The sequence below is a fragment of the Microbacterium sp. R1 genome (genome assembly GCF_015159725.1).
GTDB classification, from domain to species: domain Bacteria; phylum Actinomycetota; class Actinomycetes; order Actinomycetales; family Microbacteriaceae; genus Microbacterium; species Microbacterium oxydans.
The window spans coordinates 1,968,283-1,983,794 of record NZ_JADDUD010000001.1 but is presented as its reverse complement, the minus strand read 5'-3'; the positions used below and the strand labels follow the sequence as shown (position 1 = coordinate 1,983,794).

Below are 15,512 nucleotides of genomic sequence, written 5' to 3'. Positions count from 1 at the left end.
AAATGCGATGGGCATCAAGAGCGGCGTCATCATGGTCGGCCACATCGCCGGCGACCCGAGACTGACTACCAGCGAGGAAACCGGCACGCCAAGGTTCTACGCGCGTGTCGGCGTCGACCACTGGCGACGTGAGGACGACGGCAGGTTCACCAACACGGGCCGGACTTACCACGACCTCGCGATTCGCTACAAGGCCGCCGAAGCAGCGATGGAGATGTTCAAGAAGGGGGACGACTTCATCGCCACCGGACAGTTCAAGAAGTTCACCGATCGCGTCACCGGCGAGGAACGAGAGGAGTTCCGGGCCGACACGCTCACTCCGAACCCGGTGACCACCCGGTTGGCCATCAACCGTGAGCCGCGCGGTGGTGCCGCCCGCGAAGCGATGGGCACCGAGCGCAGCCAGGCGTTCGAGCGTCCTGAGCAGTCCGCTCAGGTACGCGAGCCTGCGACGCTGGGCCACTGAACGGAGCCAGCCATGAGCGACGATCACACTCCCGTGGCGGACGAGGAGCCCGAGGGCAGGCCCGATCCCGACCTCGACCCGGCATCGATGCCCCCACGCGGCGATCTCGGGCCGATGCTGGATGAGCCGCCCGGCCCGATCAACTGGAACCTGCTGACCGCCGATGACGCGGAGGCGGCGTGGCTGGAGCTGAACCAGTGGGTCAACTGGCTTCGCGCCACCTATGGCCTGCCCGCATCGGTGATCCCTCCGATGTGGCACCGGCATCCGGAACTGCACTGGGAACTGAGCGCGTTGCACACGCACTGGCTGTGCGCGTATGACCCGCAGCAGAACGGGTCGGCACCGATCGGCTGGCATCGGGACTTCGCCGACGCCCGGCAGCGGCTGCGCGATTGGGTCGCCGCGTGCGGCACCCGCCTCGACCGCGACCGGCCCACCCGCCAGACCGTCTGGCCCGGCGAGGACGACGCCGAACCGATCGAGGACACCCCGATCACCGACCGCGACGAAGACTTCGTGGCCTTCGTCATCGCCGACGTCGAACGTCGCCGCCAGACCGAGGAGGACTTCTACGCCAGCCTCGACCCCGACACCGGCGAGATCACCTGAACGTCTACGCGCACATCGGTGGGGCCGAACCAGCACGGTTCGGCCCCACGCTCCTGTGTGGGGGTCAGTCCCCGAGCACCCGCCCGCGCCGCGCCGCGGATGCCGCAGGCTGCGCCGACTCGAACCAGGCCGCTTCCCGCCGGATGGAGCGGCCCGGCTGCGTGCGGGCCGGGCGCTCCAGGGCGGTAGCCGACAGGTCGTAGCCGCCCCACGGCGAATACCCGGCCACATGCCGGGTGCCGTACTGTGCGCGTTCGGTGATGATCGGCGCGCCGGGCACCTGCATGTGCGCCGGGTATCGCTGTTCGATCCACCGCAGCGCGACCTTCGTCAGTCCCGTTTCCGAGCGCACCCGCACCTGACGCGGAACCACCGGCAGCTCGCGCCACCCCGGTACGGCGTGGTCGTGCCACGCCTCGACCGCCTCGTTCTCGCTGCCGGCGGGCGAGTGCCACTCACACGGCTCGCACACCACCATCGTCAGCAGATCGCCCGGCCCCTCCGCGCCCGGCTCGGGACGCAGATCGGCGGTGAACGACTCGGCGCGGTGCTCCCCGAACTCCACCGTGCCGCCGCTGATGCTGCGATGCCACATGTGGCTGCGGCCGAACGAACCGAAGTCACCGTTGAGGAACCGCCAGTGCGCGAACGCCTCATCCAGCATCGCGGGTGGGTAGTAGTCCGTGGTGAAGTGCAACGGCGCGCCCGCCCACTCGTGCAGCCGGGCACGGGCCTCCTCACGCTCGAACTCCTCGAAGTCGAACGCCAACTGCCCCTCGTGCTCCATGCCGCACCTCCCACGCGGCAGGTGCACACCGCCCAACGGCCCGCCCCGGCTGCTCTTCCCGAGTCCGACCGAAGCGGGTAGGATCAAGGCGCAGGCGATTTATTACCAACTAGGCCGTCACCCCTGTGGAGGCGGCATGACGAGCCAGGGAACCGCCCAGGCAAGTCCATCCCATCAAGGCGTCGCCGCTTGGGAGGACTTGATCATGCTTCGACTGATCTGGAACACCAGCATCCGTATCCGCATGTTCCTGCGTACCTGGATGCCTACCAACATCCTGCTCGACGCGCTGCGCACCCGGCGAGGTCTCAAGTGGGGCGCACCAGCGATGCTGCTGTCAGTCGTCTACTTCGCCATCGCCTACTGGTGCACCACCCTCATCGACAATGGCGCTCCCGGCTGGCTGCACCTGATCGTGCTGCTGTGCATCTACAACACCTTCAAGTTCCTCATCTACGGCCCCATCAGCCTCGCCCGCCTCATCGCCGCCCGTCGACACGAACGCATCCAGCGGCGGCGGAACGAGCGTGCACCTGGAGTACATGAAGCACTACCGGGTGACGAGCACGGGTCGGCGCATCTCGGCCGAACCTCGGCTGCGCCCGAAGCCTGACAACGAGCGACTGATCGCGCTGGTTCTGCACATCGCGGATGAACTCCACGCTCACGAGCTTGATGAGCAGCAGCGTCGCATCGGTGACCAGCACACCAGTGAACACTCGACGCCCGCCTGCACATCGGCGGACGAGCAAGGAGACGACCATGACTCTGACGATGCCTATGACGGACGCCGACACCGCGCCGATGTTGACGGCGGTGACCTATCAGCGGGTCTCGACCAAGGAACAGGCGTCCAAGGGCGGTCGTGACGAGGGATTCTCGATCCCCGCCCAACGTCAAGCAAACAGCCGCAAGGCCGACGACCTCAGTGCGCGGATCGTGGCCGAGTTCGTGGACGCCGGGGAGTCCGCCCGCTCCGCTGACCGGCCCGACCTGCAACGGATGCTGGAGTACATCGCCACGCATCAGGTGACCTACTGCATCGTGCACAAGGTCGACCGGCTCGCCCGGAACCGTCTCGACGACGTGGAGATTCATCGCCGTCTGGTCGAAGCGGGCGTGACGTTGGTGTCGGCGACGGAGAACATCGACGAGACGCCCTCGGGGATGCTGCTGCACGGCATCATGTCCTCGATCGCGGAGTTCTACTCCAAGAACCTCGCCACCGAGGTCACCAAGGGTCTGACGCAGAAGTTCGAGACCGGCGGCACCCCGATGCGTGCCCCGATCGGCTACCTCAACGTCCGCAAGCGCGACGAGCAGGGCCGTGAGTACCGCACCGTCGAGATCGACCCCGAGCGCGCGCCGCTGGTGCGGTGGGTGTTCGAGCAGTACGCCACCGGGGAACGCACCGTGGTCGACCTGCTCGCTGAGGTGACCGCGCGCGGGCTGACCAGCGTGCCGACGCCGAAGCGACCCTCTGGCCCGGTTGGGCGCGCCACGTTCTTCGATCTGCTGCGCAACCCGTACTACATCGGCATCGTCCGCTACAAAGGCGCGGAACAGACCGGCACCCATGAGCCGCTGGTCGACGTGGAGACCTGGCAGCAGGTGCAACGGCTGCTCGACTCGCGCAAGAAGGCATCCGAACGGCGACGCACCCACGACCACCACCTGAAAGGCTCGCTGTTCTGCGGGTCGTGCGGATCGAGGATGCAGCTCGACTTCCCGGCCAACCGGCAAGGCGTCCGCTACGCCTACTACGTCTGCTCCGGCCGTGCCTCCAAGCGGAAGAACTGCACCCGCCGCGCCGTGCCCGTCGGGATCGCCGAGCAGTTGGTCGCCGACTGCTACCGCGACATCGCGATCACCGAAGACCAGTACGCCGCGCTCGCGGCACAGGTCGAGGCCGCGTTCGATGAACGCCTCGCCTCCCGCTCCGAGGAACTGGCCGAGCTGACCGCGAACCGGCAACGACTCCACAACGAGAGCGACAAGCTGCTCGCCGCGCACTTCGCCGACGCGATCGACCTCGACACTCTCAAGCGGCATCAAGACCGCATCCGCACCGGCCTGGCGGACATCGACCGCAGGCTCGCGACCGAGCACGACCAGCACGAGGGATCACGCAAGCAACTGAGCACCGCGCTCAGGCTGCTGGTCGACTGCGCGACGCTCTACGCCCGCACCGACGACCAAGGCAAGCGGCTGGCCAACCAAGCACTCACCAACGGCATCGAGATCAGCGAAGACGAAAGGGCGACGATCCGGCTCGCTGAGCCGTTCGCCGCCCTCGTACCCGAACCAACATCTTCCGATGTCAGCGGTTCTAGTACGTCCGATCGGGTGGGCGATACCGGACTCGAACCGATGACCTCTTCCGTGTGAAGGAAGCGCGCTACCAACTGCGCCAATCGCCCATACCTGTGGGGTACGTCAACCGATACTACCGGACGCTTCGGGGCGGTGAAGACCACTCAGCGAGACACGCGCGAGATTCGCTGCCGGTTTGGCGGAGTGCGGATCTTCGGCTAATGTTTCATGAGTGCCCGGGACAACCGGGAACGAAATGCGGATGTAGCGCAGTTGGTAGCGCACAACCTTGCCAAGGTTGGGGTCGCGAGTTCGAGTCTCGTCATCCGCTCGAGTGCAGCAGGTCTTCTCAGGAAGGCGTGCAGCACGTGGGGTCAATCCACACGGTGGCGTGGCCGAGCGGCTAGGCACCGGCCTGCAAAGCCGTTTACACGGGTTCGAATCCCGTCGCCACCTCACGGGAAAACTGAATAGCCCCAACGGGCGCGATTGGCGCAGCGGTAGCGCGCTTCCCTGACACGGAAGAGGTCACTGGTTCGATCCCAGTATCGCGCACAGACAGAAACCCCCGGTTCTCCGGGGGTTTTTTCGTGTTCCACGTCGCTCCGCACGGCGGAGCGCAGGGATGTCGGACCGGTGAACGGATGTCGGGCCCGAATCAGGCTTTCGCCCCGACATCCGTTCACCGGACCCGACATCCGCCGCCGGCTCACGCGAGAAGCGTCTCCCCGATGTACCCGCCCTCCATACATCCGGGCGGGATGACGAACACCGCGGACCCGATCGGAACCGTCCATTCGTTGAGCAGGTCGAGCTCGTCCAGTCGACGCTGCATGGGGATGAACTGCCGCTCGATGTCGGCCTGGAATGAGATGAAGATCAGCCCGGACTCGGAGACTTCGGAGCCGACCGGACGTTCGTCGTAGTTGTACGCGCGGCGGAAGATCCTCTCGCTGCCATCGCCGCGCGCGCGCCGGATGTGCGCGAACTGCGGGATCACGGGGAACCCGATCGATGTCTTGGCCTCGAAGTCCGGTTCGTCGAACTCCTCCGTCCCGGTCAGTGGCGCCCCGTTGGCGAGGGTCCTCCCCACGGAGGCATCCCGACCGCCGCGGTCCAGCCGGTCCCACTTGTCGAGGTCCATCCGGATGCGGCGGAGCACCATGCCCGTGCCGCCCGCCAGCCACCCGTCCGCGCTCCACACGACCCCGTCGAAGTCCGCCGTTCCCGGTTCGGGGTTGGTGGTGCCGTCGACCTGCCCGAAGAGGTTGCGCATCGTCGTCCCTGGGCGCTCTGTACCGTAGGCGCGACGGAAGCCCTGCTGGGTCCATCGGATGCTCGCGAAGCCACGGGCATCCTTCAACAGCATCCTCGTCGCGTGGGCGACCGTCAGCGGGTCGTCACCGGCGATCTGGATCAGAAGGTCGCCGTCCGAGAACTCCGGCCGCAGCTGATCCACACCGAACGCCGGCAGAGGCGCGAGCCACGTCGGGCTCGTTCTGCCAGCGCGGGCGACCAGGTCGGGGCCGAAGCCGAAGGTGATGGTCAGCCGCGCAGGTGCGAGGGCGAGCTCCGGCTCGGAATCAGCGAGGGCGGGGACCCCCTGTGTGAGCCGGGCCGCGTCGTCCGTCAGGATCCGCATCAGGCGAACGAGCCCTTCGCGGTCCACGTAATCATGGAGGTCGAGGCCCACGAAGACACCGTGAGCTTGCGCTGCGGTGTCGACACCGGCCTGGTGCGTGCCGAAGAAGGGCACCGTCTGGTCGCCGTTCATCGGAGCGGCGACCGGCTTCGCGTCGTCCTTCTGATCGTTCAGGGCGAGATCCACTCCGACCGCCGCGACCGCGCCGACGCCGGCGACAGCTCCTCCGAGGAGGAACTGTCGCCGGGTCGACCCGGTGCGACGGGAGCGGGCGCCCTCAGCGGGCGCCGACATCACTGCCCCGAGCCGTCTTGCATGTCGCCGCCCTCGTAGTTCTCGTTCGCACCGGAGTAATCCTTGACGGGGGCGGTGAACTCGAATGTCGAGTCATCGGAGAAGGTCAGGGTGAAGGTGACGTCACTGCCTGCGGTGAGGGGACCCGTCAGATCCATCATCATGATGTGGTTGGCGCCGGGTTCTAGAGGGAGGCTCCCACCGGCGGGAATGATGAAGCCGCCGTCCTTCTCGCGCATCACCATCTCTCCGGCCTCGTTCTCGACAGTCTCGTGCAGCTCGAGCATGTTCGACGCCTCGGACGCGACGGAGACGACGGTCACATCGTCGTCTCCGCTGTTGACGAGTGTGCCGAATCCTGCCGACATGCCCTCGTCGGCCGACTTGACCCAGGCATCCTCGATAGTCACGGTCTCGCCGGCCGGGCGCGGCGCCGATTCGGTCGGAGTGCTCTCCGGAGTGCACCCCGTGAGTGCGAGGAGGGAGACAGCGATCACAGCTGCCAGACGGGGAAGGTTCTTCGTGGTGTTCATGATGGTGTCTTTCACAGGTCATCTGCCGCGGAACCGCCGGCTTCCGGCGGTGCGGCTGCCGTCCGAGGACGGCGAAGGAATCGAATGGCGACGAAGACGAGGACGGCGATCGTCGCCCCGCCTGCGCCGATGAGCAGCACCCTGGGGATGCCGCCGGAATCTGCTGCGGTCTGATCCGACTGTCCTGCGGATGCCGAAGGGTTCTCTGTCGAGCCGCCGGCCGTCGGGGCCCGCATCGGCTCGGCATCGCCGACCGTGAAGGGGATGACGCCCGCGATCGGGTGGCCGTCCTCCGACACGACCTGCCAGCGCACCTGATAGCCCGCGACAGGCATCTCGGGAGCGAGCGGGGCCGTGACGGTGCGCCCGGCGACCGTGACGTCGCCGGCGACCCAGTCCTTTCCCGAGGCGTCGACGACCAGGACGACGGCCCCGGTCAGCGACTCGTCGAGGATCAGGAGCTCGCCGGAGAACGTCATCGTGATGCTTCCGGGGGCGGATGCCAACCGCTCATCGGCGGCCGGAGTGCTGGATACCAGCTGGTCGTGGGCAGACGCGGGTGTGGCGATCGCGAGGGTCGCGACCGTCGCCAACGCCAGCCCGGCCGCAATCCTGCGGACAGGGGACATGGGAATGGCCTCTCATCAGACGTCGCGTGCGCGACGTTCATGCATGCGTTCAGAACCCGCGCGCATCGAGCGCGCGGCGGTGACGCACCACGGGGCCGGTGGGCCCAGGGCGCGGATCAGATCGCAGCGGCGAGAGGGGGTGCACGACCTCTGAGAGTCGCGAGAAGGATGAGGCTGGTGGCCTCATCGACGTCGAACCGCCCGGGAAACGCATCGACGACGTCGATACCGGGGAGCACGAGGACGTGATCGACACGCCGACGCACCCACCGGATGAGCTGAGCGGCGAGATCCCGCACGGCGATGAGCAGGCGCTCACCGCGGTACAGCGCCGCGATCGTCAGCACGGCGGCGAGAGCGTGTCCGACCCACATGGACGCGTCAGCGCTCACCTCCGTCGGAATGCCCGTCGTCGGGGGAATCACCAGAGGGCCGCCGTGCACGTGTGGTGTCGAGACGCCGGACGGCGTGACCGTGCCGAGTATGAAGAGCGTGTGGAAGAGGAACTGGCTCATCGCCACGGACAGCCCGAGGCGGATCAGCGAGAGCGACCGCCCGGCGAGGAGCACGCAGATCATGAATGAGAACACCCACGGCACGAGGATGCCGAGCGGCCCCGGCATCTGCCCTCCGCCGGTGACGTGACCGGCGAGGGCGACGAAGATCGCCAGGGAGGAAGCAGCGAAGCCGCGGATGACGGCTGGCTTCCTGGACTCGGTCACGGCACCAGTCTGGCATGGACGGCGCGGACACCTCATCGCATGCCGCAGCGCCGCGTCCGCTCTCAGCTCATTCGCGCGGTGACTTCGGCGCTCTCTTCACGACGTCGTATGCGGAGAGCGCAGCCTTCCGCGTCTCGCCGAGGTCGACGATCGGCTCTGTGGGAGCGTCGGCTGCCCAACGGGAGATGTAGAGGTTCTGGGGGTCGAACTTCTTCGCCTGGAGCTCGGGGTTGAACACGCGGAAGTACGGCGCCGCATCGGCGCCCGAGCCCGCGACCCACTGCCAGTTGAACGGGTTGTTCGCCTCGTCGGCGTCGACCAGCGTGTCCCAGAACCACTCCTCTCCGCGGCGCCAGTCGATGAGCAGGTTCTTCACCAGGAAAGAGGCGACGACCATCCGCACCCGGTTGTGCATGTAGCCGGTGTGCCAGAGTTCGCGCATCCCGGCATCCACGAGCGGTACACCTGTCTCGCCGTGCTGCCAGGCGTCCAGGTGCGCGGGGTCCAGCGGCGGCCAGGGGAAGGCGTCGAACTCCGGACGGAGGTTCTCGGTGGCGAGATCGGGGGAGTGGTACAGCGTGTGCCAGGCGAACTCGCGCCACCCCAGCTCGGAGAGGAACCCGCCCGCCCCCTCGACGCCGACAGCCTCTTGCCATACCGTGAAGGGACTGATCTCCCCCCAGCGGAGGTGCGGAGACAGCAGCGACGTGGCTCCGGCGGCAGGTTCGTCCCGCGCCCGGTCGTAGTCCCGGAGGTCCTCGTCGAGGAACCGACGCAGACGTCGTCGCGCCGCGGGCTCGCCGGGTTCCCAGGCCTCGCGAAGTCCGCCTGCCCAGTCGGGCCGGGTGGGCAGCAGACCCCAGTCGTCGAGGTCATCGGATGCGGGTGCATCGCCCACGCCCGGAATCGAGCGAGGCTCCGGAAAGGGAGCGCGGGGGGCGGGAAGAGAGAGGCACGCGCGCCAGAACGGCGTGTAGACGGAGTAGTGCGTTCCGCTGCCCGTCGTCACAGTCCACGGCTCGTGCAGCAGGGAGCCCGCGAACGAGACGGTCTCGATCCCATCCGCCCGCAGGGCGGTCTTCAGAGACGAATCGATCTCGCGCTCGGCGCCGCCGTACCGTCGGTTCCAGAACACGGCTCCCGCGTCGATCTCCGAAACCAGCTCGCGCACGACACGCTCGGCGGCGCCGCGGCGCAGCACGAGATCACCGCCACGCTCGCGCAGGCGCTCCCCGAGCGACGCGAGCGAATGGTGGAGCCACCAGCGGGCCGCACCGCCGAGAGGTCGGACACCGGGGGATTCCTCGTCGAGCACGTAGAGCGCGAGCACCGGTTCCCCTCGATCGATGGCAGCCCGAAGCGCCGGGTTGTCTGCGAGCCGGAGATCATCTCGGAACCATACGAGCGAGGGGGACGTCATGATGTCATTCTCCTGGAGTGCGCGATCTCGGGTCACGCGCGACGCCGGTGGCTGCGTCGGCCGCGTGGGGTCGAGTCGCCTGTGGACCACAGCGCCCACAGGACCAGGAGCGGCTGCAGGAAGAGCCTGCCGAGACGTCGTGCATCCGTGTCGAGTCCCGGCGTCGAGCGCTTGGTCCGCCACTGGTGGACGTTGCCCGGCATCACTGCGACGAAGAACGCGGCGGTCGCCCGGCCGATGCGGCGGCGTTCCTTCGGGAGGACGAGCAGTCCTGCGGCGAGCGCGATCTCGGCGGCGCCCGAGGCGATCACGATCGTGTCCTTGTCGAGTCGAGTCAGGCGGGTGGCCCAATCGGGCACGACCACCCGGAATCCGCGGGTGCTGAGGAAGTGGCCGACCCCGATCGCGCCGAGCGCGACCGCCAGGATCCATCGTGCGACTGCTCTGTCCATCCGTTCACGTTACGTGATGCTCCCCGGTGCGCGGATGACGTCCGCTGTGAGTTCCGCCTCACTCCACGAGGGACGGCCTCTCGCTCTCCCAGGAGCGGAACGCATCGACGATCTGCGGAGTGTGGGTGTGATGGAGGTAGTGCTCGCCGTCGAGCGGCACGACGGTGCCATCCGCGACGGTTGCGGCCTGCTCCTCGTGCACCTCCAGCCACGTGGGCACGGTCGGATTGTCGGAGACGACGAACAGCAGCAGGGGAAGGTCTTCGGGGAACGTCGTTCCGAGTGCGTCTCGGAAGTTCACGGGGAGCAGTGACATCGCGTTCAGGTAGGTCGGACTCAGCGTGTTCCGATCGGTGAGCAGGGCGATCTGCGCGCGTGCTTCTTCGGAGTAGACGGCCTCGTCGTACCCCGTGCCGCGAATCGAGGCGATGAGACGAGCGAGTCCGAGGTTCTTCGCAGCGCCGAACAGCCCGACCGGCAGCTCCGTGTCGGAGCCCGGCTGGCCGGGGACGCTGCTGTCGATCCCCACGAACGCCCGCACCTCGTCGGGATAGCGATTCGCGAACTGGATGCCGTAGAGGCCCGCGATGGAATGCCCCATCAGCACGTACTCGTCGACCCCGAGCTGCTGCAGGGCGGAGTGGGTCTCGCTCACGATGTTCTCGGTGGTGCGCGGCTGATCCGTACCGTCGCTCAGCCCATAGCCGAAGGGCTCCACCACGATCACGCGATGGTCCTGCGCGAGCTCGGCGACGAGCGGCTCGAAGTCGAGGACGGGCGATGCGGTGCCGAAGCCGGGAAGGAGCACCACGTCCTCCGCGCCCTCGCCGACGATCAGCACGTTCATCTCCCGACCGTCCACAGCGACCTTCTGCCCGTAGGGTTCGATGCGATCCTGTTCGATCGCGGTCGCGACCACGTTTCCCACGGTGGTCGTCGCAAGGCCCAGCGCGACCACCCCGATGACGGAGGCGACCGCGATGAGCGTTCTCTTGACGTGCTTGTTCATGCAGACCTCTCCGAGCGCACTCCGTGTGCAGCCTCCCTTCCAGCTTTCCGATGCGCGTGCGCTACCGCATCGTCGTGCCGTGGGCATTCGTGTACCGCGATCGCGGTATCCCGTCTCATCCCGCCGGGGGATCCCCGGCGCGACGGTGCGCGGAATACTGGTGTGATGTCGGCAGCTCGTCCTCCACGAATCGCGTCGCTGTTCGGCGACGTGCTCGCCGTGCTCGTCGTGACGTTGTTCGCCGTGTCGCCGTTCCCCGACGACGGCTTCCGCGCGGACGGATGGCTGATGGTGGTCGCGCTCCTGCCGGCGGCTGCGATGCTGCTCCGTCGCCGTTTCCCGCTCTTCACGCTCGGCGTCAGCCTGGCATGCGCCGTGTTCCTGGCGTTCGCCGGAGTGGTGTCACCGAGTGCGCTCATCGCTGTGGCGATCAGTGCATTCGCCACCGTGGATCGGCGCGGGCGTCTCATGGGGGTCACCGCCGTCGGCGCGGCGACGGTGATCGTGTTCTTCGTCAGTGCGATTCCGCTCGGCGGCGATCTCTGGGACGCCCGCGCGCTGCAGTTCGTGTTCATCGTCGCTCTCGCCGGCGCGCTGGGAGACGCCACCCGGTCTCGCAGGGAATTCGTCATCGCGATGACCGAACGCACGGAACGTGCGGAGCAGGGACGCGAGGAGGAAGCGCGACGTCGGGTCGCCGAGGAGCGGGTGCGCATCGCTCGCGACCTGCATGACGTGGTGGCGCACCAGATCTCGGTCATCAGTCTGAACGCCGGCGTCGCCTCATCCGCGTTGGACCTCCGGCCGGAGCGGGCGCGGGAGGCGCTGAGCACGATCCGTCGTTCCTCGCGCACGGTTCTCGCCGACATCGGGGGACTGATGGCACTTCTTCGGTCCGACGATCCTGAGGACGTCCGTGATCTGCGCCCGCAGCGGGGACTCGCCGATCTCGACGCTCTGGTCGCGCAGTTCCGCGAGGCAGGGCTCCGTGTCGAGCTGCAGGACGACCCGGATCGACCGCAGCTGTCGCCGGCAAGCGACCACGTCGCGTTCCTCGTGATCCTCGAAGGTCTGACGAACGCCCACAAGCACGGGGCAGGTGACGCGGCGCTCGTCCGGATCCGCACTGAGCAGGACTCGCTCCGACTCACCATCGTCAATCCCGCGGTAGATGAGGCGAGGGCTCCTGCCGCGTCAGGGGGTCACGGGCTACGAGGGCTTCGCGAGCGCGTCGTCGCCGTTCGCGGCGACGTGCAGACCGGCAGGGTCGGCGAGGAGTTCCGACTGGATGTGCGGATTCCGCTGGAAGGAGGTCAGCGATGATCCGTGTGCTCGTAGTCGATGACCAGCCGCTGGTTCGCCAGGCCGTTCGCGACATCCTGATCGACGGCGGCGTCGAGGTGATCGGCGAAGCGGCGAACGGGCGAGACGCCGTCGCGCAGGTGCGCCGGTCGAGCCCCGATGTCGTCGTGATGGACATCAGGATGCCTGAGCTCGATGGGATCGCGGCCACCGCCCAGATCACGGGTTCGTCCCCGTCCTCGGCGACCCGCGTGCTCATCCTGACGACTTTCGAGGAGGACGACTATGTCGTGGCAGCCCTTCGAGCCGGCGCCAGCGGCTTCGTGGGCAAGGGAGCGGAGCCGGAGGAGATCGTCGACGCCGTGCGGGTCGTGCACCGGGGGGATGCGCTCCTCTCCTCGGCGGCGACTCGTTCGCTGATCGAGCGTTCGGTGCTGCCGCAGCTCCCGCGTGCTGAAGCATGGCACGATGAGCCGTTGCGACAGCTCACCGACCGCGAGCGCGAGGTGCTGCTCCTCGTGGCGCGGGGCGATTCGAACCAGGACATCGCCGAAGCACTCGTGATCTCACCCCACACCGCGAAGACCCATGTGAATCGCATCATGTCCAAGCTGCAGGCGCGCGATCGGGCCCAACTGGTGATCCGTGCCTACGAGTCGGGAGTCGTGATCCCCGGGGCGTGAACGGCCTCCCGTGAGACGACGGGGCCGGACATGCTCGTGGCGGTCAGGACGACGGGATCATGCGAGTAACCTGGGTATCGACCCAGATGGAGAGAGTTTCTGTGCCTGAAAACGCCCGGCCGAATGACGGCTTCGCCCTGTTCACTGACCGAAACGTCGTCGCGATGCGCGTCAACGGCGAGCTCAAGGACCTCGCCACGACCGTGACCGAGACCGACGAGGTCGAGGCGGTCACGATCGACAGCACGGACGGATTGAACATCCTCCGTCACTCGGCTGCCCACGTGCTGGCGCAGGCGGTGCAGCGCATCAACCCGCAGGCGAACCTCGGGATCGGCCCGCCCATCACCGACGGCTTCTACTACGACTTCGGCGTGGAGACCCCGTTCACGCCGGAGGACATCAAGGCCATCACCAAGGAGATGCAGCGCATCGTCCGCGAGGGCCAGCGGTTCGTCCGCCGTGTCGTGACCGACGAGGAGGCCCGCGCCGAGCTCGCGAACGAGCCGTTCAAGCTCGAGCTCATCGGGCTCAAGGGCCCGGGCAAGGAGGTCGCCGAAGGCGCCTCTGTCGAGGTCGGCGAGGGCGAGCTGACGATCTACGACAACACCACCCGTGACGGCGAGGTCGTCTGGACGGACCTCTGCCGCGGACCGCACCTGCCCAATACGCGCATGATCGGCAACGGATGGGACCTCACCCGCATCGCTGCCGCGTATTGGCGCGGCAGTGAGAAGAACCCGCAGCTGCAGCGCATCTACGGCACCGCGTGGCCGACCAAGGACGAGCTCCGCGCGTATCAGCACCGACTCGAGGAAGCAGCCAAGCGCGATCACCGCCGCCTCGGCAAGGAACTCGATCTGTTCTCGTTCCCCGAGGAGATCGGGTCGGGCCTGTCCGTGTGGCACCCGCGCGGCGGCGTGATCCGCGGTGAGATGGAGCAGCACGCGCGCAAGCGCCACATCGAGGGCGGATACACCTACGTGTACACCCCGCACATCTCGAAGGAAGACCTCTTCCTCACCTCGAACCACCTCGTCACGTACAAGGAGGGCATGTTCCCGCCGATCGTGATGGACGAGGAGCGCGACGACGAGGGCAACATCACCAAGCAGGGCCAGGACTACTACCTGAAGCCCATGAATTGCCCGATGCACATCCTCATCTACAAGGAGCGCGCCCGGAGCTACCGCGACCTCCCGCTGCGCTTCGCGGAGAACGGCACGGTCTACCGCAACGAGCTCTCCGGCGCACTGCACGGTCTCACGCGCGTGCGAGGCTTCACGCAGGACGACTCGCACCTGTTCGTCACGCCCGACCAGCTCGAGGCCGAGGTCGCCAAGGTTCTCGACTTCATCCTCTCGATGCTCCGCGATTTCGGTCTGACCGACTTCGAACTCGAGCTGTCGATGAAGGACGACGAGAAGTCCAAGTGGATCGGCTCGGACGAGTTCTGGGAGTCGTCGACCGACGCGCTGCGCCGTGTCGCGGTGGCCTCAGGGCTCAAGCTCACAGAGGTCCCCGGTGAGGCCGCGTTCTACGGCCCGAAGATCGACCTCAAGACGCGTGATGCGATCGGTCGCACCTGGCAGCTCTCGACTGTGCAGGTCGACCCGAACCTGCCGGAGCGCTTCGACCTCGAGTTCATGGACAAGGACGGGCAGAAGAAGCGCCCGATCATGATCCACCGCGCGCTGTTCGGCTCTATCGAGCGGTTCTTCGCGATCCTGCTCGAGCACTACGCGGGTGACTTCCCGGTCTGGCTGTCTCCCGTGCAGGTCGTGGGCATCCCGGTGGCGGACGACTTCGCCGACTACTTGGGCGACGTGATCGACACACTGCGCTCTCAGGGCGTGCGCGCCGAGCTCGACACGTCCGACGATCGCATGCAGAAGAAGATCCGGACGCACACGACCGGCAAGGTGCCGCTGCTGCTGATCGCGGGGGAGAAGGACCGCGACGCTGGCACCGTCTCTTTCCGCTACCGCGACGGGGCGCAGGCGAACGGTGTACCGATCGCGGACGCCGTAGCGCGCATCCGCGCGGCCATCGACTCCCACGCCCTCGTGCAGACAGCAGGGGACCTGGCGTGACCGACGGGGAGCAGCCGCTGGAGGATGCCGGACGCCTCGCCGGGGTGCCGGACGAGTTCCAGCGGCTGTGGACCCCGCACCGGATGGCGTACATCCAGGCGGGACCGGAGCCCCTGCGCGAAGAGTGCCCGTTCTGCGAGGCGCCGAAGTTCCCGGATGCCGAGCGGCTGGTCGTCGCACGCGGCGAGACGGCGTACGTGTTGCTGAACCTCTTCCCGTACAACTCCGGCCATCTCCTGGTCTGCCCCTACCGTCACATCGCCACCTACGACCAGGCGACGCCGGAGGAGGTCGCCGAGATCGGCGCGCTCACCCAGACGGCGATGCGCGTGCTGCGCGAGGTCTCGCGCTGCGACGGCTTCAACCTGGGCATGAATCAGGGCGCCGTGGCGGGGGCCGGCGTCGACGCCCACCTGCACCAGCACGTGGTGCCGCGGTGGACGTCGGACGCGAACTTCTTCCCGATCATCGCGAAGACCAAGGCGCTCCCGCAGCTGCTGGGCGAGGTGCGCGAAGCCGTGGCTGACGCCTGGCCTCGCCCGAACGCGTGACTCG

General features: G+C 67.5%; 16 protein-coding genes and 4 tRNA genes. 11 read left to right on the top strand and 9 right to left on the bottom strand.

What is annotated here, in order from left to right:
• The first annotated feature begins 7 nt into the window (after positions 1-7).
• Entirely contained in the window at positions 8-466 is a 459-nt protein-coding gene (locus ILP86_RS09780) for a single-stranded DNA-binding protein (RefSeq protein WP_017883443.1), read from the top strand.
• Positions 467-478: 12 nt separating this feature from the next.
• A complete protein-coding gene (locus ILP86_RS09775) occupies positions 479-1,078 on the top strand; it encodes a hypothetical protein (RefSeq protein ID WP_193761845.1) in 600 nt (199 codons plus the stop codon).
• Positions 1,079-1,142: 64 nt separating this feature from the next.
• Here the strand turns inward: ILP86_RS09775 and ILP86_RS09770 are convergent, their stop codons facing one another.
• Positions 1,143-1,865: a DUF6349 family protein gene (locus ILP86_RS09770; protein WP_017883445.1), complete on the bottom strand. Its 723-nt coding sequence runs from the start codon at positions 1,863-1,865 to the stop codon at positions 1,143-1,145.
• Between the two features lie 205 nt (positions 1,866-2,070).
• Between ILP86_RS09770 and ILP86_RS09765 the strand changes: the two genes are divergently transcribed.
• Both ILP86_RS09765 and ILP86_RS09760 read left to right on the top strand, forming a co-directional pair.
• A complete protein-coding gene (locus tag ILP86_RS09765; RefSeq protein WP_193761844.1) occupies positions 2,071-2,478 on the top strand; it encodes a sulfate permease in 408 nt (135 codons plus the stop codon).
• A gap of 38 nt (positions 2,479-2,516) precedes the next feature.
• Positions 2,517-4,253 carry a recombinase family protein gene (locus ILP86_RS09760; protein ID WP_308431927.1) on the top strand — a complete coding sequence of 579 codons (1,737 nt, stop codon included), beginning with the start codon at positions 2,517-2,519 and terminating at the stop codon, positions 4,251-4,253.
• Here ILP86_RS09760 and ILP86_RS09755 read toward each other — a convergent pair.
• Positions 4,213-4,285 (bottom strand) — tRNA-Val (locus ILP86_RS09755). The genes ILP86_RS09760 and ILP86_RS09755 overlap by 41 nt on opposite strands.
• A 151-nt stretch (positions 4,286-4,436) precedes the next feature.
• On the opposite strand from ILP86_RS09755, the gene ILP86_RS09750 reads away from it, so the two are divergent.
• The 3 genes from ILP86_RS09750 to ILP86_RS09740 all read left to right on the top strand — a co-directional run bounded on the left by ILP86_RS09750 (position 4,437) and on the right by ILP86_RS09740 (position 4,733).
• Positions 4,437-4,509: transfer RNA gene (locus ILP86_RS09750), tRNA-Gly, on the top strand.
• Between the two features lie 54 nt (positions 4,510-4,563).
• Positions 4,564-4,634 (top strand) — tRNA-Cys (locus ILP86_RS09745).
• Between the two features lie 27 nt (positions 4,635-4,661).
• A tRNA-Val gene (locus ILP86_RS09740) sits at positions 4,662-4,733 on the top strand.
• Positions 4,734-4,887: 154 nt separating this feature from the next.
• Here the strand turns inward: ILP86_RS09740 and ILP86_RS09735 are convergent.
• The 7 genes from ILP86_RS09735 to ILP86_RS09705 form a co-directional block, all read right to left on the bottom strand.
• On the bottom strand, positions 4,888-6,114 hold the full coding sequence (locus tag ILP86_RS09735; RefSeq protein ID WP_193761843.1) for a Dyp-type peroxidase: 1,227 nt from the start codon (positions 6,112-6,114) through the stop codon (positions 4,888-4,890).
• Complete coding sequence (locus ILP86_RS09730) at positions 6,114-6,647, bottom strand: copper chaperone PCu(A)C (protein WP_046747239.1); 534 nt, start codon at positions 6,645-6,647, stop codon at positions 6,114-6,116. Before ILP86_RS09730 ends, ILP86_RS09735 begins: the two co-directional genes overlap by 1 nt.
• 11 nt (positions 6,648-6,658) lie before the next feature.
• Complete coding sequence (locus ILP86_RS09725) at positions 6,659-7,276, bottom strand: copper resistance CopC family protein (protein ID WP_193761842.1); 618 nt, start codon at positions 7,274-7,276, stop codon at positions 6,659-6,661.
• A 116-nt stretch (positions 7,277-7,392) separates the two neighbouring features.
• The gene (locus ILP86_RS09720) at positions 7,393-7,998 is read right to left on the bottom strand and encodes a hypothetical protein (protein WP_193761841.1); all 606 of its coding nucleotides are present in this window, start codon (positions 7,996-7,998) and stop codon (positions 7,393-7,395) included.
• 67 nt (positions 7,999-8,065) lie between these two features.
• The gene (locus ILP86_RS09715; RefSeq protein WP_193761840.1) at positions 8,066-9,418 is read right to left on the bottom strand and encodes a deoxyribodipyrimidine photo-lyase; all 1,353 of its coding nucleotides are present in this window, start codon (positions 9,416-9,418) and stop codon (positions 8,066-8,068) included.
• A 32-nt stretch (positions 9,419-9,450) separates the two neighbouring features.
• Positions 9,451-9,870 (bottom strand): hypothetical protein, encoded by a 420-nt coding sequence (locus tag ILP86_RS09710; RefSeq protein ID WP_193761839.1) that lies wholly within the window; start codon positions 9,868-9,870, stop codon positions 9,451-9,453.
• A 58-nt stretch (positions 9,871-9,928) separates the two neighbouring features.
• Positions 9,929-10,879 (bottom strand): alpha/beta fold hydrolase, encoded by a 951-nt coding sequence (locus ILP86_RS09705; RefSeq protein WP_193761838.1) that lies wholly within the window; start codon positions 10,877-10,879, stop codon positions 9,929-9,931.
• A 165-nt stretch (positions 10,880-11,044) separates the two neighbouring features.
• On the opposite strand from ILP86_RS09705, the gene ILP86_RS09700 reads away from it, so the two are divergent.
• The 4 genes from ILP86_RS09700 to ILP86_RS09685 all read left to right on the top strand — a co-directional run bounded on the left by ILP86_RS09700 (position 11,045) and on the right by ILP86_RS09685 (position 15,508).
• Positions 11,045-12,202, top strand: coding sequence for a histidine kinase (locus ILP86_RS09700; protein ID WP_193761837.1), 1,158 nt, complete (start codon positions 11,045-11,047; stop codon positions 12,200-12,202).
• Positions 12,199-12,864 carry a response regulator transcription factor gene (locus ILP86_RS09695; protein WP_046747172.1) on the top strand — a complete coding sequence of 222 codons (666 nt, stop codon included), beginning with the start codon at positions 12,199-12,201 and terminating at the stop codon, positions 12,862-12,864. The genes ILP86_RS09700 and ILP86_RS09695 overlap by 4 nt, the downstream gene beginning before the upstream one ends.
• A 164-nt stretch (positions 12,865-13,028) precedes the next feature.
• On the top strand, positions 13,029-14,957 hold the full coding sequence (gene thrS, locus ILP86_RS09690) for a threonine--tRNA ligase (RefSeq protein ID WP_227751167.1): 1,929 nt from the start codon (positions 13,029-13,031) through the stop codon (positions 14,955-14,957).
• A complete protein-coding gene (locus ILP86_RS09685) occupies positions 14,954-15,508 on the top strand; it encodes an HIT domain-containing protein (protein WP_046747170.1) in 555 nt (184 codons plus the stop codon). The genes thrS and ILP86_RS09685 overlap by 4 nt, the downstream gene beginning before the upstream one ends.
• Positions 15,509-15,512 lie beyond the last annotated feature (4 nt).